Origin of the sequence: Salmonella sp. NW645 (assembly GCF_051703725.1) — a bacterium.
Classification (GTDB): Bacteria; Pseudomonadota; Gammaproteobacteria; order Enterobacterales; family Enterobacteriaceae; genus Salmonella; species Salmonella enterica.
Genome location: NZ_JAMMKR010000005.1, coordinates 177,263 through 196,787, shown reverse-complemented (window position 1 = coordinate 196,787; position 19,525 = coordinate 177,263). Strand labels below are relative to the sequence as shown.

The following is a 19,525-nucleotide window of genomic DNA, read 5'->3' as shown; positions in this document are numbered from 1 at the left end:
CCGTCAAGGGATCACGGGTAGGAGCCACCTTATGAGTCAGAATACGCTGAAAGTTCATGATTTAAATGAAGACGCGGAATTTGATGAGAACGGAGTAGAGGCTTTTGACGAAAAAGCCTTGAGTGAAGAGGAACCCAGTGATAACGACCTGGCTGAAGAAGAGCTGTTATCGCAAGGGGCCACACAGCGTGTGTTGGACGCGACTCAGCTTTACCTTGGTGAGATTGGGTATTCACCACTGTTAACAGCCGAAGAAGAAGTCTATTTTGCGCGTCGCGCACTGCGTGGAGATGTCGCTTCTCGCCGTCGCATGATTGAGAGTAACCTGCGTCTGGTGGTAAAAATTGCCCGCCGTTATGGCAATCGTGGACTGGCGTTGCTGGACCTGATTGAAGAGGGCAACCTGGGGCTTATCCGTGCAGTCGAGAAGTTTGACCCGGAACGCGGGTTCCGCTTCTCAACATACGCAACCTGGTGGATTCGCCAGACAATCGAACGGGCGATTATGAACCAAACCCGTACGATTCGCTTGCCGATTCACATTGTTAAAGAGCTGAACGTATACCTGCGCACCGCACGTGAGTTGTCGCATAAACTGGACCACGAACCGAGTGCGGAAGAAATTGCAGAGCAACTGGATAAACCGGTTGATGACGTCAGCCGTATGCTTCGTCTCAACGAGCGCATTACCTCGGTAGACACCCCGCTGGGCGGTGATTCCGAAAAAGCGTTGCTGGACATCCTGGCCGATGAAAAAGAGAACGGTCCGGAAGACACCACGCAAGATGATGATATGAAACAGAGCATCGTCAAATGGTTGTTCGAACTGAACGCCAAACAGCGTGAAGTGCTGGCGCGCCGTTTCGGTCTGCTGGGATATGAAGCTGCGACACTGGAAGATGTAGGCCGTGAAATCGGTCTTACGCGTGAACGTGTTCGTCAGATTCAGGTTGAAGGCCTGCGCCGTCTGCGCGAAATTCTGCAGACGCAGGGGCTGAATATCGAAGCGCTGTTCCGCGAGTAAGTACCCTTGTCAAAAAAAGGCCAGTCGACAGACTGGCCTTTTTTTTACCGTTTGTCTTCTGCCAGCAGCGGCGGGATACTCGGCACCATTGGCGCGTTATCAATATCTTTTTGCGTCATGCGAAACGCTTGTGGATAGTGTTCGCGGCTGGTACGACGTAACGGTTCGGTATCGCGCCAGGTATACAGACAATGCTGACACTGATATACCGTCCAGACTCCTTTTACCGGCGAAGTCGCCATGAGTTCAATATGTGCATCGGCACAGCGTGGACAAATCATCGGTTACTCCTTATTTACGGTTGGCCAGCATGGCGGTCAGCTTTTCAGCCCAGGCTTTAGTTTCCGGTAAATCAACAACCGGCTGGCTATAGTGACCACGGTTATCTGGCGCAACCGGCGTGGTGGCGTCAATGATCAGCTTGTCGGTAATCCCCGCCGGGCTTGAGCCCGGATCCAGTTCCAGGACGGACATATTCGGTAGCTGTACCAGATCGCCTGCCGGATTCACTTTCGACGACAACGCCCACATCACCTGTGGCAGATTGAATGGATCGACATCTTCATCGACCATGATCACCATCTTCACATATCCCAGACCGTGCGGCGTCGTCATCGCTCGCAGGCCCACCGCACGGGCAAAGCCGCCGTAGCGTTTTTTGGTTGAGATGATGGCCAGCAGGCCGTGGGTGTACATGGCGTTTACCGCCTGCACTTCCGGAAATTCGGCTTTCAACTGTTGATACAGTGGCACGCAGGTCGCCGGCCCCATCAGGTAGTCGATTTCCGTCCACGGCATCCCCAAATAGAGCGATTCAAAAATGGGTTTGCTGCGGTAAGAGACCTTATCGATACGCACCACGGTCATGTTGCGACCGCCGGAATAGTGGCCGGTAAATTCGCCGAACGGTCCTTCAATTTCACGTTTACGGCTTTCGATGACCCCTTCAAGAATGACTTCAGATCCCCACGGCACATCAAAACCGGTCAGCGGCGCGGTGGCGATAGGATAGGGGCTTTCACGCAGCGCGCCTGCCATTTCATACTCTGACTGATCGTATTTCAGCGGCGTTGCGCCCATCAGGGTAATGATCGGATCGTTACCCAACGTGATCGCAATCGGCAGATCTTCGCCACGCTCTTCAGCTTTGTGCAGGTGCAATGCGATATCATGCATCGGCACTGGTTGCAGACCCAGCTTACGCTTGCCTTTAACTTCCATACGGTAGATGCCGACATTCTGTTTGCCGAAGTTATCGGGATCGAGCGGATCGCGTGATACCACACAGGCTTTATCCAGATAGAATCCGCCGTCGCCGTCGTTCAGACGAAACAGCGGCAGGATATCAAACAGGTTGATTGCGTCGCCGTCGACGGTATTTTCCGCCCAGCCCGGATTCGCCCGTCGTTCCGGTGCTACCGGAAAATTGTCCCAGCGGCGAATAAATTCATCGATCTGTTTTTTAACCGGCGTGTTAGGCGGCAAACCCAGTGAGATGGCATGGTTCTGCCAGGAACCGATGGTATTCATCGCCACGCGGGCGTCGGTAAAACCACGAATATTGTCAAACCACAGCGCGGGCGCGCCATCGCCGATGCGTCCCGTTGCGTTGGCAGCGGCGGCGAGATCCGGCTCCGCATTCACTTCCTCGCTGATTTTCAGCAGTTGTCCCTGCTGATCCAGCGCATGTAAAAAACTACGCAAATCATCAAATGCCATTATCCATTCTCCTGTGAAAAATTTGCTGCCTGTCGCAGTCCTTGCCAGCGGCGCGCGCGCGTATGCTCCAGACCAAACTGGTCGAGAACGCGCGCTACGATGTGCTGGATAATATCGTCAACGGTTTGCGGCAGGTTATAGAACGCGGGCATGGGCGGCACTATCGCCACCCCCATACGAGAAAGCGCAAGCATGTTTTCCAGATGAATCGTGCTGAGCGGCATTTCCCGCGGCACAAGCACCAGCTTGCGACCCTCTTTCAACACGACATCGGCAGCGCGTCCCACCAGCCCCTCGGCATAGCCGGCGCGAACCCCCGCCAGTGTTTTCATACTGCAGGGGATAATAATCATGCCGTCGGTACGAAATGAGCCGGAGGAAATGGTCGCCGCCTGATCGGCCGGGCTATGACAATAATCTGCCAGGGCGGCTACCTCAGCGGGCGTGTAGGGCGTCTCCAGTTCAATAGTGGTTTTCGCCCACTTTGACATTACCAGATGCGTTTCAACATCAGGTATCGCCCGCAATGCCTGGAGTAGCTCGACGCCAAGCGGCGCGCCGGTCGCACCGGTCATCCCCACAATCAATCTCATTTCTTACCTCAAATATCGTTCGTATACGAACATTTTGATCAAAATACGCCCACACGGCCTTTGCGACAAGATCGCTCCCGACGCCTGCGCACGTTTAGCTAAAGCATTCGTCATTAAAAAACCGTGCATAAGTCGTTATGATAGAAAAAGTTAATTTATCCGGAGCGCTCATGGAGTTACGAAACACCGCGTTTCATTTGTTACGCCAACTTTTTCAGCAACATACCGCACGCTGGCAGCATGAACTACCGGAGCTCACCAAACCTCAATATGCGGTGATGCGCGTTATTGCTGAACATCCGGGTATTGAACAGGTCGATCTGACTGAAGCGGCGGTCAGCACTAAAGCGACGCTGGCGGAGATGTTAAGCCGGATGGAAAATCGTGGGCTGGTAAAGCGAGAAAACGATCCGCTGGATAAACGTCGGCGTTTTGTCTATCTCACCGTTCAGGGCCAAACGTTGCTCGCCGCCGCGATACCACTGGGGGATCGCGTTGACGATGAGTTTTTGGGGCGACTGAGCGCTGAAGAACGCGAACAGTTTACGCAACTGGTACGCAAGATGATGACGTAAGCGGCTTGCGCCGCTTTGCTATTGTTTGGCCATCAGCAGTGAGATATCCACTTTGGCCAGCGCCCGAATTGCGCTTTCCGGCAGGCCGTCATCGGTGACGATTTGGTTGAATTCCGCCAGCGGTAACGCCAGCCATGTAGCGACCTGGCCGTATTTGGTCGCGTCGCACACCAGAATTTTTTGGCGGCTGGCGCTGGCGACGGCCCGTTTCACCGTGACTTTATCTTCTGCCGGCGTTGAAATACCGCGCACGCTCCAGGAAGAGGCGGAAATAAAGGCCTGGTCAATCATCAACCCGCGCAAGAGCGTCGCCGCGGCTTCACCGACGCACGACCGGTTTTCCCGGCATACCGCCCCGCCAGTGTGAATAATTGTGCAATCGCTATTGTCCATCAGGTAATCGGCGATAACGAAATCATTCGTCACCACCGTAAGTTTATTCATCGTAACCAGCTGCCTGGCAATCGCCAGCGTGGTAGTACCTGCATCAAGGTAGATACAGCTTTCTGGCTGTACCAGGCTGGCGGCCAGTTTGCCAATCGCCGCTTTCTGCGGCGTCGCCAGTTCGGTTTTGATCTGATGCGAGGGTTCGTGCGCCACGCGAGTCGATGATTGCACGCCGCCAGAGACCTGGATTACCGCGCCTTGCTGCTCCAGTTTTTGTAAATCACGGCGGATAGTCATGTGGGATACATGCATGCGCTCGGTCAGTTCAGCGATACTGACGATGCCTTTCTCCGCCACCATATCAAGAATGATTTGTCGACGCTCAGTAGGTATCAACGTCTGCTCCTTTCTTTAGTCCTGTCGCGATTTTACGCGATTTCTCGTCACTGCGTGTGAAGTTCTATGAGGATTGCCTTCACAAAAAATAACACATTTTGTTATTTTTTGTGAAACAACTCACCGCAATTGTTTACAAAAACGCCTATATTCACATAACAAAACATAATATCACGTAAATTAACATGGAGTGATAATGACAACAGGAACTGATTTTCATGTCGGCATTGTGGGGCTTGGCTCAATGGGAATGGGCGCTGCGCGTTCATGCCTGCGCGCCGGGCTTTCCACATGGGGGGCCGATCTTAACCCGCAAGCGTGCGCGAATCTTCTCGCTGAAGGGGCTTGTGGGGCTGCCGCCAGCGCCAGGGAGTTCGCCGGCGTCGTGGATGCGTTAGTCATTCTGGTCGTCAATGCCGCCCAGGTCAGACAGGTGTTATTCGGTGAGGATGGCGTCGCCCATCTGATGAAACCCGGAAGCGCGGTGATGGTTTCGTCTACGATCTCAAGCGCCGACGCGCAAGAGATCGCCGCGGCGTTGACGGCATTGAATCTTAACATGCTGGATGCGCCGGTTTCCGGCGGCGCGGTAAAAGCGGCGCAGGGCGAAATGACGGTGATGGCCTCCGGGAGCGAGGCGGCGTTTACCCGCCTGAAGCCCGTGCTGGACGCCGTTGCCAGCAACGTTTATCGCATCAGCGATACGCCGGGCGCAGGCTCAACCGTCAAAATTATTCATCAACTGCTGGCTGGCGTGCATATTGCGGCGGCGGCCGAAGCGATGGCGCTGGCCGCGCGGGCCGGTATTCCTCTGGACGTGATGTATGACGTCGTGACCCATGCCGCCGGAAACTCCTGGATGTTCGAAAACCGTATGCAGCATGTCGTTGATGGCGACTATACCTCGCGTTCGGCCGTCGACATTTTTGTCAAAGATTTGGGGCTGGTTGCCGACACGGCGAAAGCGCTGCGCTTCCCCTTACCGCTGGCCTCTACGGCGTTAAATATGTTCACCAGCGCCAGTAACGCCGGTTATGGCAAAGAGGATGACAGCGCTGTGATCAAAATTTTCTCAGGGATTACTCTGCCTGGCGTCACGCCTGAGGAGCCGTCATGTTAAAAATTGGCGTCATTGCCGATGATTTTACCGGCGCGACCGACATCGCCAGTTTTCTGGTCGAAAACGGGATGCCGACAGTGCAGATCAATGATGTCCCAACCGGGACGCAACCGGAAGGGTGCGACGCGGTGGTTATCAGCCTGAAAACCCGCTCATGCCCGGCGCAAGAGGCGATAAAACAATCGCTGGCGGCGCTGGTATGGCTGAAAAAACAGGGCTGCCAGCAAGTCTATTTCAAATATTGCTCGACTTTCGATAGTACCGCCGAAGGCAATATCGGCCCGGTCACCGATGCGCTGATGGTGGCGCTGGATACCTCATTTACCGTGATTTCTCCCGCGCTGCCGGTTAACGGACGCACGGTTTATCAGGGCTATCTGTTTGTCATGAACCACTTGCTGGCGGAGTCCGGTATGCGCCACCACCCTATCAATCCGATGACCGACAGCTACCTGCCGCGTCTGATGGAAGCGCAGGCGCAAGGGCGCTGCGGCGTTATTCCGGCTCAGACGCTTGATGAAGGCGTTGCCGCGACCCGTGCGGCGCTGTCGCGTTTACAGCAGGAAGGATATCGCTACGCAGTACTTGACGCGCTCAATGAGCGGCACCTGGAAATCCAGGGCGAGGTTTTGCGTGATGCCCCGCTGGTGACTGGCGGTTCCGGGTTGGCAATGGGGCTGTCGCGTCAGTGGGCGAAGCACGGCGTTTCTCAGGCCCGTTCCGCAGGCTATCCGCTGAGCGGTCGCGCGGTGGTGCTTTCCGGTTCCTGTTCGCAAATGACGAATCAGCAGGTGGCCTTCTATCGACAACATGCTCCCACACGCGACGTTGACGTGGCGCGCTGCCTGTCATCCGAGACGCGCGAGGCCTACGCTGAAGCGCTGGCGCAGTGGGTGCTCAGTCAGGACAGCGAACTGGCGCCAATGATTAGCGCCACCGCCTCCACGCAGGCGCTGGCCGCCATCCAGCAGCAATATGGCGCTACCGAAGCCAGCCATGCGGTAGAGGCGCTCTTTTCCCTGCTGGCCGCTCGCTTAGCGGAAGGCGGTATCACCCGGTTTATCGTGGCGGGCGGCGAAACCTCGGGCGTGGTGACGCAAAGCCTCGGTATTACCGGTTTTCACATTGGACCGTGCATTTCACCCGGCGTGCCGTGGGTCAACGCGCTCCATGCGCCAGTCTCACTGGCGCTAAAGTCAGGCAATTTTGGCGATGAATCCTTTTTCATCCGCGCTCAAAGGGAGTTTCAGATATGACGACACTGGCAAAAGAAGAGCACGCTTTGCGAGAAGAAATGGTCAGGATAGCCGCCTCGTTTTTCCAGCGCGGCTATGCCACCGGCTCGGCAGGCAACCTCTCGCTGTTACTGCCGGACGGCAATATTCTGGCGACGCCCACCGGTTCGTGTCTGGGTAATCTCGACCCGCAGCGGCTATCCAAAGTGGACCCGCAGGGCGAATGGCTCAGCGGCGATAAACCGTCTAAAGAGGTGCGTTTTCATCTGGCGTTGTATCGCAATAACCCTTGCTGCAAGGCCGTGGTACATCTGCACAGCACCTGGTCAACGGCGCTTTCCTGTCTCGAAGGGCTGGACCCGCAAAATGTGATTCGCCCGTTTACCCCCTATGTGGTGATGCGGATGGGAGACATTCCGCTGGTTCCCTACTATCGCCCGGGGGATGACCGAATTGCCCGCGATTTGGCTGCGCTGGCGGCCCGGCATCAGGCCTTTTTACTGGCTAATCATGGGCCGGTCGTGTGCGGGGAGAATTTGCAGGAAGCCGCTAATAATACCGAGGAGCTGGAAGAGACGGCAAAGCTGATTTTTATCCTTGGCGAACGCCCGATTCGTTATTTAACCACCGAAGAAATTGCGCAGTTAAGGAGATAACCCGATGCCGCGTTTTGCCGCCAATTTGTCGATGATGTTTACCGAAGTGCCGTTTATCGAGCGTTTTGCCGCCGCTGCCGAAGCCGGTTTTCAGGCCGTTGAGTTTCTGTTCCCCTACGACTTTGCCGCCAGCGAGATTAAAGCCCAGCTATCGCGTCATGATCTGACGCTGGCGCTGTTTAATACTTCGGCGGGCGATACCGCGGCGGGCGAGTGGGGACGCGCCGCGCTACCGGGGCGCGAACACGACGCGCGCGCCGATATCGATCTGGCTCTGGAATACGTTCTGGCGCTGGAATGTGAGCAGGTTCACATCATGGCGGGCGTAGTGCCGGATGGCGCTGATGGCGCACGTTATCGCGCCACGTTTATCGATAATTTGCGTTATGCCGCCGACCGGTTTGCCGCCCACGATAAACGTATTTTGATCGAAGCGCTGAGTCCCGGCGTTAAACCCGGCTACCTCTTTTCCAGCCAATATCAGGCGCTGGGCATCGCAGAAGAGGCTAACCGCCCGAATGTATTCATCCAGCTCGACACTTTCCACGCGCAAAAAGTGGATGGCAATTTGAGTCACCTGATTCGCGAGTACGCGGGCCGCTATGCCCATGTACAAATCGCTTCGCTACCGGACAGACATGAACCGGATGATGGCGAGATCAACTACCCGTGGCTGTTCCGGCTGTTCGATGACGTCGGTTATCGCGGCTGGATAGGCTGCGAATACCAACCACGGAATACCACTCAGGACGGGCTTGGCTGGTTTAACGCCTGGCGCTAACCCTGAACTACCCTACACAACAATAAAGAGGACATCCGGATGCAGATTATCATTACCGGCGGGGGCGGCTTTTTAGGCCAGAAACTCGCAAGCGCCTTATTAAACTCATCGCTGGCGTTTAACGAACTGCTTCTTGTTGATTTAAAAATGCCTGCACGGTTATCAGATTCTCCTCGTTTACGCTGCCTGGAGGCTGACTTAACCCAGCCGGGCGTGCTGGAGAATGTGATTACCGCTAATACCTCTGTTGTTTATCATCTCGCTGCGATTGTCAGCAGTCATGCGGAAGACGATTTCGATCTGGGATGGAAAGTTAACCTGGATCTTACCCGCCAGTTACTTGAGGCGTGTCGTCGACAACCGCAGAAAATTCGTTTTGTCTTCTCCAGCTCGCTTGCCGTTTATGGCGGTACGCTGCCGGAATGCGTCACCGATACCACCGCGCTCACGCCGCGCTCGTCTTATGGCGCGCAGAAGGCCGCCTGTGAACTGTTGGTCAACGACTATACCCGCAAAGGCTATGTGGATGGGCTGGCGCTGCGTTTGCCGACGATCTGTGTTCGCCCGGGTAAACCAAACCGCGCCGCTTCTTCTTTTGTCAGTGCGATTATTCGTGAACCGTTGCAGGGCGAGACGACCGTCTGCCCGGTGTCGGAAAGTTTGTGGCTGTGGATTTCCAGCCCAGCGACGGTGATCCATAACCTGTCGCTGGCCGCAACGTTACCCGCGCCTGGCGGGGCGAGCAGCATCAACTTACCGGGGATCAGCGTAACCGTGGGCGAGATGCTGGAAACGTTGCGTCAGGTGGGCGGTCAGGCGGCGCGCGATCGGGTTACGCATCAGCGCGATGAAGGCGTCGAGAAAATTGTCGCCTCCTGGCCGGGACGTATCGATAACCAGCGTGCGCTGGCGTTAGGTTTTGTCGCCGATAAACGCTTCGATGACATTATCGAACGCTTTCGACAAGATGATATGGAGGGGAGGTCATGACAAGTTTACCGACCCCAATTATCGGCCTGATCGTTGCCGTTTTCGTGCTGGTATGGCTGGTGTTACGCACCCGTGTTCATGCGCTGATCGCGATGCTGGCGGCGGCCTGTATCGCCGGTCTGTTGGGGGGAATGGGCATTGATAAAACGCTCTCTGTCATCACCAGCGGATTCGGTACGACGCTGGGTAGCATTGGCCTGGTGATTGGTCTCGGCGTAATGATGGGGCGCTTGCTGGAGGTTTCCGGCGCGGCGGAGCGTATCGCCTGGAGCTTTATCAAATGGCTGGGGAAACGCCGTGAAGAGTGGGCGCTGGCGATCACGGGTTATATTGTCAGCATCCCCATTTTCGTCGATTCCGCTTTTGTCATTCTTTATCCGGTGGCGAAAGCGCTGGCGAAAAGCGGTAAGCGTTCGCTACTGACGCTGGGCGTCGCGCTGGCGGGCGGGCTGGTGGTCACTCACCATACGGTACCTCCCACGCCAGGCCCGCTGGGGGTAGCCGGAATTTTTAACGTCGACATCGGCGCAATGTTATTGACCGGGATGGCGCTGGCGGTGCCCTGTGTGATCGGCATTGTGTTCTATGCGCAGTGGCTGGATAAACGCTACCCTGATTTCGTGCCGCGCACGCTGAACGCCGATGAAGTCAATGCCGCGCTGGAGCAGTACAATAAAGAGAAAGAGCAAAAGGATCTGCCGAGCCTGACGCTCTCTCTGCTGCCTATTGTGGTGCCGATCGTGCTGATCTTCCTGAAGGCTATCTGTTCCACCCTCGCCACCATAGAAGGATGGTCCGGCCTGGCGACGCATCCGGTGGTACAGGCAATCAACTTTGTGGGAAGTCCAGTGATCGCGTTGGCCATCAGCGTTCTGCTGGCGGTGTATACGCTGGTGCCGCGTATGGATAAACATACCACCGCAGAGCGTCTGGAAGAGGGCTTGCAAAGCGCCGGGATTATCTTACTGGTCACGGGCGCTGGCGGCGCGTTGGGCGCGATCCTGCGCGACAGCGGCGCGGGGCAACAGCTGGCGGAGCAGGTTGCCAACCTGCCGATCTCGCCGATCCTGATCCCGTTTATCGTGGCGACGTTGGTACGCCTGATTCAGGGATCGGGGACGGTGGCGATGATCACTGCCGCCTCGATTTCCGCGCCGATCCTGGCGCAGATCCCCGGCATCAATATGTTGCTTGCCGCTCAGGCCGCAACGATGGGGTCGCTGTTCTTCGGCTACTTCAACGACAGCCTGTTCTGGGTGGTTAACCGCATGATGGGCGTCTCTGATGTCAAACAGCAGATGGTGGTTTGGTCTGTACCGACGACCATTGCCTGGGCGATTGGCGGCACCGGCGTGGCGCTGATTAACCTGCTGTTTGGTTCCGGCGGCAGTTGGCTCGATCCGTTACTGCCGATCGTCGTTCTGGCGGCAATTATGCTGTGGGTGCGTTGGCAGGCGCAGGGGATCAAAGACAAGCTGGTAGTTAAGGATTAAGACGGTATTATCCGTCCGGGAGCGCAATGCTCCCGGACTGGCTACGATGATGGGGCGTGCTCCCCGCAATCCCATTGCGAACGTAAAAAATCAATAAATGCGCGTACTTTTGTCGATACATGGCGGGCGTCGGGGTAAACGGCATAAATGCCCTGACGGGGAAATTGATAGTCGGGTAACACGTGAATTAACGTTCCATCCTCCAGTGCGGTGTTGACTAACCATTGCGGCAGTAATGCGACGCCGCTTCCCGCGAGAGCGAAGGCCATCAGCGAGCGCGCGCTGTCGACAGAAATTTTGCCGGCTTTGCTTATCTCCAGGCGTGAGTGTTGGCCATGATTATTCGTTACTGTCCACCGTAGCGGCGTAGGTAATCGCTCATGAATAATCCATTCCGCATGGGCCAACGACTCCAGTGACGACACGGGGTGGCGGGCGAGCCACTGCGGCGCGGCGACCGGCAGAATGGTAAAGCGGGATATCAGCGCGGCGCGATAGCGGGAGTCCGCCAGCGAGCCAAGCCGAATCGCCACATCAAAGCGCTCGGCAATTAAATCGGCATGATGTGATGAGGACATATGCCGAATACGGAGATCGGGATGGCGCTGACTAAACTGCGCCAGTACCGGAATGACCACCTGTTCGCCAAACTCGGGCGTAGTGGTAATACGTAACTCGCCGCCCAGCCCACTATGGCTGGCACGCACTTCATCCTGCAAATTTTTCGCGGCGTTGAGTAAATTCACGCCTTTTTGGTAAAAGAGGACGCCGGCGTCTGTGAGCGTCAGTCGTCGGGTGGAACGTAGCAGTAACGTTACGCCAAGCTCTTTTTCAAGCTGCCGAATATTAAAGCTCACTACCGCTTTTGTTTGGCCCGATGCGGCGGCAGCGGCCGTGAAGCTGCCGCTATCTACCACGGCGATAAACAGCGACATACGCTGCAAATTGAGCATGGCGAGCTCCTTTACTGTCAAAATTATTTTGACAGTATATCGTTGAAGCGCGGACTTATCTGGCTTTCTCCGGACGGCTACATTAGCGCCTCTGACGGAGGATGCATAATGACGTATCGCAGTAAAGTGGCAGTGGTTTACCTGCTCGGCTTCTTTCTTGATCTGATTAATCTGTTTATTGCCAGCGTGGCTTTTCCTGCGATGTCCGTGGATCTGCATACGTCCATATCGGCGCTGGCATGGGTGAGTAACGGTTATATCGCAGGATTAACGCTGATCGTTCCGTTTAGCGCGTTTCTTTCGCGTTATCTCGGCGCACGACGGCTGATCATATTTTCGCTCATTCTGTTTAGCGTTGCCGCCGCTGCCGCAGGTTTTGCCGATTCCTTACACAGCCTTGTTTTCTGGCGTATTGTGCAGGGGGTGGGCGGTGGCTTATTGATCCCGGTTGGTCAGGCGTTAACCTGGCAACAGTTTAAACCGCATGAACGCGCTGGCGTGTCATCGGTTGTCATGATGGTGGCGCTACTGGCGCCGGCATGTTCGCCTGCGATTGGCGGGCTGCTGGTGGAAACGTGCGGCTGGCGCTGGATATTCTTTGCCACGCTGCCGGTGGCCGTTCTCACTTTATTGCTCGCTTATTGTTGGCTGAATGTCGCTTCGACGACAATGGCGTCAGCAAGATTGCTCCATCTGCCGTTGTTGACGGACAGGCTGCTGCGTTTTGCCATGATCGTCTATCTGTGTGTGCCGGGTATGTTCATTGGTATCAGCGTGGTCGGGATGTTTTATCTACAGAACGTCGCGCAGCTATCGCCTGCGGCGGCGGGGTCGCTGATGCTCCCCTGGTCGATCGCTTCATTTGTCGCCATTATGTTTACCGGACGTTACTTCAATCGGCTTGGGCCGCGTCCGCTGATTATCGTCGGCTGTCTTCTTCAGGCCGCAGGGATACTGCTTTTAACTAACGTTACGCCTGCGACATCGCACCGTGTACTGATGATGATATTCGCCTTAATGGGCGCTGGCGGCAGTTTGTGCAGCAGTACCGCGCAGAGTGGCGCTTTCCTGACTATTGCTCGCCGGGACATGCCTGACGCCAGCGCGCTATGGAATCTTAATCGTCAGCTCAGCTTTTTCCTTGGCGCGACGCTGTTGACGCTGCTGTTAAACGCGCTCCAGCGCGTTATGTCGCTTGAGGTTGCTTATCGCTGGACCTTTATTGCCGCCGCCGGTATCACCCTGCTGCCCCTTATTTACGCTGTCTGTCTAAACAATAGACAGGCGCTTCTGTGCCTGAAAAAGGAAAGATCATGAATCCATATAAAGAAGAAATTATTCATGCCCATGCGGCGATTGAGAACTGGCTTAGTAAGGGGGTGGGTAGCCTGGAGGCGTTGATAGCGCGTTTTGCTGTTGATTTTACGATGATAACGCCAGGAGGTATTTGTCTGGATTATCCGGCGCTGGGCGCTTTTTTCCAGGCGCAGCGCGCGTGTCGCCCGGGGCTGGTTATCGTGGTTGAGCACATTGACCTTGTGGCGGAGTGGCCGGAAGGTGCCGCGCTGCGTTATCGTGAGCGCCAGCAACTGCCGGGCCAGGCTGAGACGGTACGCTGGTCGACGGTCATTTTAAAAAGGGAAAGAGGACGGATAGTCTGGCGTCATTTACACGAAACGACAGTCACAGCCTGAAAAGCCTGTTCCGGCGCGTGGGCCCGATAACGCGCCGCTATCGGGCCCGACACGTTTACACCAGACTTTTCAGCCGATAGATCCACTCCAGCGCCTGGCGTGGCGTCAGGGAGTCCGGATCGAGATTCTCCAGCGCTTCAACGGCAGGCGATGTCTCCTCCGGGGCCGCAAGCAACGACATTTGCGTGCCGTCCACCTGCGTTGCCGCCGCATTGGGCGAGATGCTTTCCAGCTCGCGGAGTTTTTGGCGCGCGCGTTTGATGACTTCTTTAGGGACGCCCGCAAGCGCCGCGACCGCCAGGCCATAGCTCTTACTTGCCGCGCCGTCCTGCACGCTGTGCATAAACGCGATAGTATCGCCGTGTTCCAGCGCATCCAGGTGGACGTTTGCCACGCCTTCCATTTTCTCCGGTAATTGGGTCAGCTCGAAGTAGTGGGTAGCGAACAGCGTTAACGCTTTAATCTTATTCGCGAGATTCTCCGCGCAGGCCCAGGCCAACGACAGCCCGTCATACGTGGAGGTACCGCGCCCGATTTCATCCATCAATACCAGACTGTTTTCCGTGGCATTATGCAGAATGTTCGCGGTTTCGGTCATCTCCACCATAAAGGTCGAACGCCCGGAGGCCAGGTCATCCGCTGCGCCGACGCGGGTAAAAATACGGTCGATGGGGCCGATTTCCACGTTTTGCGCCGGAACGTAACTGCCGATATAGGCCAGCAGGGCGATCAATGCCGTTTGCCGCATATAGGTACTTTTACCGCCCATATTGGGGCCGGTAATGATCAACATCCGGCGCTGCGGCGACAGATTGAGCGGGTTAGCGATAAACGGCTCATTCAGTACCTGTTCAACCACCGGGTGGCGACCTTCGGTAATACGGATTCCGGGTTTATCGGTAAATGTCGGGCAGGTGTAATTCAGCGTCCAGGCGCGTTCGGCCAGGTTAACCAGCACATCCAGCTCCGCCAGCGCGTTGGCGCTCTGCTGTAAATCGGCCAGATGCGGCAACAGCAGATCAAACAATTCGTCATATAGCTGTTTTTCCAGCGCCAGCGCTTTGCCTTTCGAGGTCAGAACTTTATCTTCGTACTCTTTTAGCTCAGGAATAATGTAGCGTTCGGCATTTTTCAGCGTCTGGCGACGCACATAATTGATGGGCGCCAGATGGCTTTGACCACGGCTAATCTGAATGTAATAACCATGTACCGCGTTATAGCCGACTTTCAGCGTATCCAGCCCGGTACGCTCGCGTTCGCGAATTTCCAGACGATCGAGATAATCGGTGGCGCCGTCCGCCAGCGCGCGCCATTCGTCCAGCTCTTCATGGTAGCCGGGCGCAATAACGCCGCCGTCGCGGACCAGTACCGGCGGCGCGTCAATAATGGCGCGTTCCAGGAGGTCGCGCAGCTCGGCGAAATCGCCCATTTTTTTACGTAACGCCTGTACCGGCGCGCTGTCAACGGTTTCAAGCTGAGCGTGCAATTCCGGCAGTTGCTGGAAGGCGTGACGCATTCGGGCGAGATCGCGCGGACGCGCGGTGCGCAGCGCCAGACGCGCAAGGATACGCTCCAGATCGCCGACCTGACGCAGCACCGGTTGCAGTTCGCTGACGGTGTCCTGCAAGGCGCCGATGGTCTGCTGGCGTTCACGCAATATGTTGGTATTTCGTACCGGCATATGCAGCCAGCGTTTAAGCATTCGGCTACCCATTGGCGTCACGGTACAGTCAAGCACCGCGGCGAGGGTATTTTCGACACCGCCGGCCAGGTTTTGGGTAATTTCCAGATTGCGGCGGGTCGCGGCATCCATAATGATGCTGTCCTGCTGGCGTTCCATCGTAATGGAACGAATATGCGGCAGGGAGGTGCGCTGGGTATCTTTTACGTACTGTAACAGGCAGCCTGCCGCACATAATCCACGCGAGGCATTTTCGACGCCGAAACCGACCAGATCCCGCGTACCGAATTGCAGATTTAACTGCTGGCGGGCGGTATCAATCTCAAACTCCCACAACGGGCGACGGCGCAGACCCCGGCGTCCCTCTATTAACGCCATTTCAGCAAAATCTTCGGCATACAACAGTTCGGCGGGATTGGTGCGCTGCAACTCTGCGGCCATCGTTTCACGGTCGGCGGGTTCGCTCAGACGAAAGCGCCCGGAGCTGATATCCAGCGTGGCGTAACCGTAGCCTTTACCATCCTGCCAGATAGCCGCCAGCAGGTTATCCTGACGCTCCTGTAACAGGGCTTCATCGCTGATGGTGCCAGGCGTAACGATACGCACGACCTTACGTTCAACGGGACCTTTGCTGGTGGCCGGATCGCCAATCTGTTCGCAAATAGCGACGGATTCGCCCTGATTGACCAGTTTCGCGAGGTAGTTTTCTACGGCATGGTGCGGGATACCCGCCATAGGGATAGGTTCGCCAGCCGATGCGCCGCGTTTGGTCAGCGAAATATCGAGCAACTTCGACGCACGCTTTGCGTCGTCATAAAACAGCTCGTAAAAGTCTCCCATACGATAAAAGAGCAGGATCTCCGGATGCTGGGCTTTCAGCTTGAGATACTGCTGCATCATTGGTGTGTGGTTGGAGAAGTCCTTATCAAATGACTCATTCATATTGATTTTACTCGTTTTTTTATTCTTTCAAGTGCTCATGTGGCCCCGGGGAAAACCCTTATAAACTCACATAAACCCATAAATTTGTAGCTCACCTGTAGCCTAAAATGTGACAGGTTACATTCTCATCATTCCTGGACTACAACAGGGGTGATACTTTGAAAACAACTCTCAGCCAGCCTTTCATTATCAACAAGTTAAGTATCAATGTTAAGTCTGCGCTCAGTCGCTCTGGAAAAATCGTTTTCGAAGCTAACCCAGCTCAAAAACTCTACATTGTTTTCGATGACCACAGAGAAGCTCCTGCTGGTTTCGGGGTAAAAGCCAGTTTGACGAAAAAAACCTACGTAATCCAGCGAAGAGTAGCCTCGTCAGATCGTAATGTCAGTGAGGGTAGGAAGCCAAGTTCTGTCTTGAAAGTAAAAGTTGGAAATGTGTTCGATTTTCCAAATATTGACGAAACAAGGCAAGTAACCAGGCAATTAGTTCAGACCATGCTCGCAACAAAGAGAAATCCCAACAAAATTAAGAGGGAAACGGATGCTTCCGAACTCAAAATGAGACTGTAATTAAAATTGTGTAATTGCCTGATTTTGATATGTTCGATTCAACATCAAAAGCTGGTTGCTTTATGGACGAAAACAGTTGCAGGATCTGGCTAATGCACTGGCCAAAATCTCAAAATACCTGAAGATCTCAGCCCGTTCGATCGTCTGCTGAAGAAAAACCAGACTCGCATTTCCTGCATAGATAACCAACATGCTATCAAAAGCGTACAGTGTTTCCGACGGACGAGTCAGTGAAAAAGGTCGTGTGACTGGCAATTCAGGCCGACATCCGAAAATGGACAATGTCGCTAAGGGACTGGCTCATGACAACGAGTCGCTTTATTATCACGCTCGGGTTCGGTAGCCGCCTGGACGTTCACTTCTGAGAAAGGCATTTACACCGAATGGTGTATAGGCTCGTGGTTGGTCTTCGGTGAGAGGCAGGATGTCTCTCATTAATCTCCGGGAGCGTACAATAGTTGCTCCGGCAGCCTGAAGGATGAAGTGTATATAACTTAAAACATAACGGATATAGCTTCCTTACTCAACCTGACGTAATACGCCGACAGTAAAATCAGGGATACCATACCATCATGGAAAGTCGTCAATACACCCGGCATCTTTCGCTTTCGGAGCTGAAATGGTTTGCTATCGGGATCGGTTTTTTTATTCTCAGCATAGCAACAGCCACCGTGAATTATCGGCTTTCCGGTATATCGCTACTGGTGGGCCTGTTGTTTATCATCTGGAAATTCAGCGTCACAGTTCTGTTTCTGTTTACGCCACGCAGGATGACGTTAACCGAAACCGCGTTGCAGGCCGGGCATCGGGTTATCCATTACGATGCGCTTGAATCAATGCGTCTGCTCCACCAATCCGACAAACTCATCTTGCGCCACAGTGGCGGCAAGAAGTACGTCATCTACCTTGATTTCTGGAACGATGGCAACGGAATTTACGACCGACTGGCTGCTGAACTTGTCCGGCGACACGGTTCTGCGCTGGGTGCGCGCCTCGCCGCCGATGGACGTCTTAAATTCGGCAAAGTGACCGCGCTGGCGGATCGGCTTGAACACAAAAACCGGGCGGTGCCGTATGCGCAGATCGCCAGTATTCGCACCCAGCGCGAGGAGGGTGCTGGCAGTTCAATGAGCTATCTGATGATTAGCACCGCTACGGGCCGGATCTGCAAAATCGACCGCTCCACTATCGTCAATGAGCCGCTGCTGCTCAACTTTCTTTCCCAGCGTTTACCCGCCTGACGACATTTTTATACAAGGATGAATCAATGGAACTGTATGTATCAAAAACCAGCCAGCAAAACATGCCTGTGGAGTTCAATATCTATTATTCCAGATCTAAAATGTTGGTTGGTATTGTGTTCTGGATTTGTATGATGGGAGTTTTTATTGCGCTGGCGGTGAGTATGGCCACCGATCCCGAGGAGCCCAAAACTGGCGGTGCCGTCTTTATGGGACTTATTTGTTGCGGCAGTCTGTTATTTATTGTGCGCCTGGCTCGCACATTTTTAAGCGCGGCAAAGCCGGCAGTCACCATCAGTCGTGAAGGTATTCGCTTCTGTAATGGCAAATTCGCGGCCTGGACAAATATCGCCGAAAACACCTGGCATTCACAGAGCATTAACTTCATCCCGGCCGCCGCCGGTATTAAGATTGTGTTGCATGAAGGCAAGCCGATCCATTTCGCCACCACGGTTATTGCGCTTTCTTCCGATAGGTATCTTGAGATGTGCGATCTTTACTCGTCTCAGGCGATCGAGTAACTACCTGCGTCGGATTACGGCTTCGTTTTTTGGCCTGCGATCTTAATGCTGAAATGGGCAGAAAAACGCGAAATTTAGACGCTATTACGAATGGGCAATGGTACTTATTGAAGGCTATATCATTGCCCATAATGCAGGGAGGGTTGATATTATATAATTCTATTTCCAGATTACTTTATTTTAAAAAAAGACAGATTGCCTGAACAGAAAGAACCTGTGTCAATGTAGATTTGATTGGCGAATGTTGTTGTGTAGTCAACAATCATATGGCCGAAGATGAAAGTATCCGCACCGCGTATTGGATGGATATTCCCCTGTAACGAACCAAGCAGACGATCGCGTGACCATAGAACGCTATCAATATCAACTTGCTTCCCATAATCGTAGCTGTCATCTGGATAATCGGCATGGGCAATCACGTACTTCTTTGAGGACGTTTCAACCTCTATGATGTGAGGACGCTGCTTAAAAGTTAGTAATAGCTCAGTGGCTTCTTGCCTGTCTTTTTCGGTGACCGAGTCGTACCAGTAACCACCGTTTACATACCAGAAATTGCCATCCTGTGTTTCAAAAGCGTCAAGCGCCATAGCTTCATGATTACCCACTACAGAAATAAACCATGGGGTATTTAACAGTCTCAGTGTTTCAAGGTTTTCTTTTCCTCGATCAATGTTATCTCCAGTGGAGATCAAGAGATCGGTATCAGGAGAGAAATGTAATTGAGCCAGTCTGGTTAACAATAAGGAGTAACATCCATGAATATCACCAACGACCCAAATGTGGCGATAGAGATCGCTGTTGATGTCAGCATAACGGATTAATTCCATGATGTTCCTATAGCACAATTTTGGAGGCTGGTATTATAACAAAGAAGTAGGGTAATATTAATTTTTATTGTTTAAAATACACAGTTATTAAAATAACCTACAAGCTAGAAATCAACAGAGAATATATA

General features: G+C 54.1%; 19 protein-coding genes and 1 pseudogene. 13 read left to right on the top strand and 7 right to left on the bottom strand.

The annotated features are described in order from the left end of the window. The first annotated feature begins 31 nt into the window (after positions 1–31). A complete protein-coding gene (gene rpoS / locus NA389_RS12785; protein WP_000081498.1) occupies positions 32–1,024 on the top strand; it encodes an RNA polymerase sigma factor RpoS in 993 nt (330 codons plus the stop codon). A 44-nt stretch (positions 1,025–1,068) separates the two neighbouring features. Here the strand turns inward: rpoS and NA389_RS12780 are convergent, their stop codons facing one another. The 3 genes from NA389_RS12780 to NA389_RS12770 are packed head-to-tail and all read right to left on the bottom strand — an operon-like array spanning position 1,069 to position 3,336. Further along, the gene (locus NA389_RS12780; RefSeq protein ID WP_000562967.1) at positions 1,069–1,305 is read right to left on the bottom strand and encodes a non-oxidative hydroxyarylic acid decarboxylases subunit D; all 237 of its coding nucleotides are present in this window, start codon (positions 1,303–1,305) and stop codon (positions 1,069–1,071) included. 10 nt (positions 1,306–1,315) lie between these two features. Further along, positions 1,316–2,743, bottom strand: coding sequence for a non-oxidative hydroxyarylic acid decarboxylases subunit C (locus NA389_RS12775; RefSeq protein WP_000863168.1), 1,428 nt, complete (start codon positions 2,741–2,743; stop codon positions 1,316–1,318). Beyond that, on the bottom strand, positions 2,743–3,336 hold the full coding sequence (locus NA389_RS12770) for a non-oxidative hydroxyarylic acid decarboxylases subunit B (protein WP_001237180.1): 594 nt from the start codon (positions 3,334–3,336) through the stop codon (positions 2,743–2,745). Before NA389_RS12770 ends, NA389_RS12775 begins: the two co-directional genes overlap by 1 nt. A 170-nt stretch (positions 3,337–3,506) precedes the next feature. Between NA389_RS12770 and NA389_RS12765 the strand changes: the two genes are divergently transcribed. After that, positions 3,507–3,911, top strand: coding sequence for a MarR family winged helix-turn-helix transcriptional regulator (locus tag NA389_RS12765; RefSeq protein WP_000423338.1), 405 nt, complete (start codon positions 3,507–3,509; stop codon positions 3,909–3,911). An 18-nt stretch (positions 3,912–3,929) separates the two neighbouring features. Here the strand turns inward: NA389_RS12765 and ygbI are convergent, their stop codons facing one another. Beyond that, positions 3,930–4,694, bottom strand: coding sequence for a DNA-binding transcriptional repressor YgbI (ygbI, locus tag NA389_RS12760; protein ID WP_000613179.1), 765 nt, complete (start codon positions 4,692–4,694; stop codon positions 3,930–3,932). A gap of 196 nt (positions 4,695–4,890) precedes the next feature. Between ygbI and ltnD the strand changes: the two genes are divergently transcribed. The 6 genes from ltnD to NA389_RS12730 are packed head-to-tail and all read left to right on the top strand — an operon-like array spanning position 4,891 to position 10,969. Further along, positions 4,891–5,814, top strand: coding sequence for an L-threonate dehydrogenase (gene ltnD, locus NA389_RS12755; RefSeq protein WP_000206961.1), 924 nt, complete (start codon positions 4,891–4,893; stop codon positions 5,812–5,814). Then, positions 5,808–7,070, top strand: coding sequence for a 3-oxo-tetronate kinase (gene otnK / locus NA389_RS12750; protein WP_000912491.1), 1,263 nt, complete (start codon positions 5,808–5,810; stop codon positions 7,068–7,070). Before ltnD ends, otnK begins: the two co-directional genes overlap by 7 nt. Then, positions 7,067–7,705 carry a 3-oxo-tetronate 4-phosphate decarboxylase gene (gene otnC, locus NA389_RS12745; RefSeq protein WP_000209068.1) on the top strand — a complete coding sequence of 213 codons (639 nt, stop codon included), beginning with the start codon at positions 7,067–7,069 and terminating at the stop codon, positions 7,703–7,705. Before otnK ends, otnC begins: the two co-directional genes overlap by 4 nt. A gap of 4 nt (positions 7,706–7,709) precedes the next feature. Next, the gene (locus NA389_RS12740) at positions 7,710–8,486 is read left to right on the top strand and encodes an HPr family phosphocarrier protein (RefSeq protein WP_001136897.1); all 777 of its coding nucleotides are present in this window, start codon (positions 7,710–7,712) and stop codon (positions 8,484–8,486) included. Positions 8,487–8,525: 39 nt separating this feature from the next. Beyond that, positions 8,526–9,476 (top strand): D-erythronate dehydrogenase, encoded by a 951-nt coding sequence (denD, locus tag NA389_RS12735; RefSeq protein WP_001165732.1) that lies wholly within the window; start codon positions 8,526–8,528, stop codon positions 9,474–9,476. Next, positions 9,473–10,969, top strand: a complete 1,497-nt coding sequence (locus NA389_RS12730) for a GntP family permease (RefSeq protein WP_000202719.1) — start codon at positions 9,473–9,475, stop codon at positions 10,967–10,969. The genes denD and NA389_RS12730 overlap by 4 nt, the downstream gene beginning before the upstream one ends. 41 nt (positions 10,970–11,010) lie before the next feature. Here NA389_RS12730 and NA389_RS12725 read toward each other — a convergent pair whose 3' ends face one another. Then, on the bottom strand, positions 11,011–11,943 hold the full coding sequence (locus NA389_RS12725) for a LysR family transcriptional regulator (RefSeq protein WP_079917054.1): 933 nt from the start codon (positions 11,941–11,943) through the stop codon (positions 11,011–11,013). Positions 11,944–12,030: 87 nt separating this feature from the next. On the opposite strand from NA389_RS12725, the gene NA389_RS12720 reads away from it, so the two are divergent. Beyond that, positions 12,031–13,239, top strand: a complete 1,209-nt coding sequence (locus tag NA389_RS12720; protein WP_000222409.1) for an MFS transporter — start codon at positions 12,031–12,033, stop codon at positions 13,237–13,239. Next, positions 13,236–13,616 carry a DUF4440 domain-containing protein gene (locus NA389_RS12715; protein WP_001070480.1) on the top strand — a complete coding sequence of 127 codons (381 nt, stop codon included), beginning with the start codon at positions 13,236–13,238 and terminating at the stop codon, positions 13,614–13,616. Before NA389_RS12720 ends, NA389_RS12715 begins: the two co-directional genes overlap by 4 nt. A gap of 55 nt (positions 13,617–13,671) precedes the next feature. Here NA389_RS12715 and mutS read toward each other — a convergent pair whose 3' ends face one another. Beyond that, positions 13,672–16,239, bottom strand: a complete 2,568-nt coding sequence (gene mutS, locus NA389_RS12710; RefSeq protein ID WP_001005801.1) for a DNA mismatch repair protein MutS — start codon at positions 16,237–16,239, stop codon at positions 13,672–13,674. Positions 16,240–16,397: 158 nt separating this feature from the next. Here mutS and NA389_RS12705 point away from each other — a divergent pair. The 3 genes and pseudogenes from NA389_RS12705 to NA389_RS12695 form a co-directional block, all read left to right on the top strand. After that, positions 16,398–16,796 (top strand): annotated as a pseudogene (locus NA389_RS12705) (cytoplasmic protein); the annotation flags it as partial. 584 nt (positions 16,797–17,380) lie between these two features. Next, a complete protein-coding gene (locus NA389_RS12700) occupies positions 17,381–18,049 on the top strand; it encodes a hypothetical protein (protein ID WP_000445914.1) in 669 nt (222 codons plus the stop codon). A gap of 26 nt (positions 18,050–18,075) precedes the next feature. After that, positions 18,076–18,570, top strand: a complete 495-nt coding sequence (locus tag NA389_RS12695) for a hypothetical protein (RefSeq protein ID WP_000424939.1) — start codon at positions 18,076–18,078, stop codon at positions 18,568–18,570. 170 nt (positions 18,571–18,740) lie between these two features. Here the strand turns inward: NA389_RS12695 and pphB are convergent, their stop codons facing one another. Continuing rightward, on the bottom strand, positions 18,741–19,397 hold the full coding sequence (gene pphB, locus NA389_RS12690; protein WP_000420448.1) for a protein-serine/threonine phosphatase: 657 nt from the start codon (positions 19,395–19,397) through the stop codon (positions 18,741–18,743). Positions 19,398–19,525 lie beyond the last annotated feature (128 nt).

Coding starts and splice junctions, on each gene's coding strand:
- NA389_RS12700 (WP_000445914.1), top strand. CDS start 17,381: ATGGAAAGTCGTCAATACACCCGGCATCTTTCGCTTTCGGAGCTGAAA.
- pphB (WP_000420448.1), bottom strand. CDS start 19,397: ATGGAATTAATCCGTTATGCTGACATCAACAGCGATCTCTATCGCCAC.
- NA389_RS12695 (WP_000424939.1), top strand. CDS start 18,076: ATGGAACTGTATGTATCAAAAACCAGCCAGCAAAACATGCCTGTGGAG.
- otnC (WP_000209068.1), top strand. CDS start 7,067: ATGACGACACTGGCAAAAGAAGAGCACGCTTTGCGAGAAGAAATGGTC.
- NA389_RS12770 (WP_001237180.1), bottom strand. CDS start 3,336: ATGAGATTGATTGTGGGGATGACCGGTGCGACCGGCGCGCCGCTTGGC.
- NA389_RS12715 (WP_001070480.1), top strand. CDS start 13,236: ATGAATCCATATAAAGAAGAAATTATTCATGCCCATGCGGCGATTGAG.
- otnK (WP_000912491.1), top strand. CDS start 5,808: ATGTTAAAAATTGGCGTCATTGCCGATGATTTTACCGGCGCGACCGAC.
- mutS (WP_001005801.1), bottom strand. CDS start 16,239: ATGAATGAGTCATTTGATAAGGACTTCTCCAACCACACACCAATGATG.
- denD (WP_001165732.1), top strand. CDS start 8,526: ATGCAGATTATCATTACCGGCGGGGGCGGCTTTTTAGGCCAGAAACTC.
- NA389_RS12765 (WP_000423338.1), top strand. CDS start 3,507: ATGGAGTTACGAAACACCGCGTTTCATTTGTTACGCCAACTTTTTCAG.
- rpoS (WP_000081498.1), top strand. CDS start 32: ATGAGTCAGAATACGCTGAAAGTTCATGATTTAAATGAAGACGCGGAA.
- NA389_RS12775 (WP_000863168.1), bottom strand. CDS start 2,743: ATGGCATTTGATGATTTGCGTAGTTTTTTACATGCGCTGGATCAGCAG.
- NA389_RS12740 (WP_001136897.1), top strand. CDS start 7,710: ATGCCGCGTTTTGCCGCCAATTTGTCGATGATGTTTACCGAAGTGCCG.
- ltnD (WP_000206961.1), top strand. CDS start 4,891: ATGACAACAGGAACTGATTTTCATGTCGGCATTGTGGGGCTTGGCTCA.
- NA389_RS12780 (WP_000562967.1), bottom strand. CDS start 1,305: ATGATTTGTCCACGCTGTGCCGATGCACATATTGAACTCATGGCGACT.
- NA389_RS12720 (WP_000222409.1), top strand. CDS start 12,031: ATGACGTATCGCAGTAAAGTGGCAGTGGTTTACCTGCTCGGCTTCTTT.
- NA389_RS12730 (WP_000202719.1), top strand. CDS start 9,473: ATGACAAGTTTACCGACCCCAATTATCGGCCTGATCGTTGCCGTTTTC.